The sequence below is a fragment of the Cellulophaga sp. BC115SP genome, from assembly GCF_009905545.1.
GTDB lineage: Bacteria > Bacteroidota > Bacteroidia > Cytophagales > Spirosomataceae > Flectobacillus > Flectobacillus rivi.
This window is the reverse complement of sequence record NZ_JAAALB010000159.1, coordinates 1-936: the sequence shown is the minus strand read 5'-3', so window position 1 is coordinate 936 and position 936 is coordinate 1. Positions and strand designations below refer to the sequence as shown.

Genomic DNA, 936 nt, shown 5'->3' with positions numbered 1-936 from the left:
AAGAAAACTGCCAAGAAAAACAGGAAATTGCAAAACCCTTGGGAGCTGGCCAAGAACCTAACCAAGAAAATTTTACCGAGAAAAAAACAGGCACGGGCCCGGCGTCAACCTCTGAGGTGGCAGACGAAAACCCTCAAGGTGGCACCGAAATTTCGTCAGATGAGCGTTTTGAGGCATACAAGCAAGGAAAACTGCACAAACTACGCTACCAAAACAAGCCAACACCAGTGAAGGCGATCACCGAAATTGAGAAAGCCCAAATTGTAAGCCGTTTCTGGAGCTATGTCAAGGACGTTTTCTATCCAAATCGCAACTTTACGCCAATTGAAGCAGACATTAAGAAGGTGATTTACAGGGATGTATTTAAGTCATTTGTGCCCGAAAAACCATCAGAGAACACTTTTGAGTTTTGGGAAATCTATAATTTAAGAATGCAATACTGGGCTGACAAAAAGCAAGCTTTTGATGCTCGTAAAGACCGCCAAGCGTACCATCCAACGGCTTATTTCCAAAAAAGCTACGGAAATTCTCAGAAACAAGGGTTTTTGGTAGTATTGGAATGGGACAAAAAAGCTCAAAAATCACTCAAGGAACTAGAATTTGAGCGTGAGTTGGAACGTGCTAAGATTTCAATGCTTCAATTCCCTGTCACTGGAACAGTGCCTAAAGGGCAAAAGAACAAAATCAAAGATATTACCCAGTTGGCCCAGTACTTTAGCCGTAAGCTCACAGTACGCACCACTAGTGAATATGTACAGAAATTTAATACCTTTTTAACAACTACAAACTTTACAAAACCATGGCAACAACAACCGCTCCACTCGTAAAATGGAAACTTAAATACATTCTTCCAAACGGTGTTTGGTTACCGCTCAAGACATCGAATGATATTATAGTTTTTGGTAAAAATTCCTCTCAACGTCTCATGTCAGCCGC

1 protein-coding gene is annotated in these 936 nt (G+C 41.3%); it reads left to right on the top strand.

What is annotated here, in order from left to right; genetic code table 11:
- The coding region (locus tag GVN22_RS28560; protein WP_166554169.1) for a hypothetical protein at positions 1–827 on the top strand (827 nt) is incomplete at its 5' end.
- Positions 828–936: the final 109 nt, after the last annotated feature.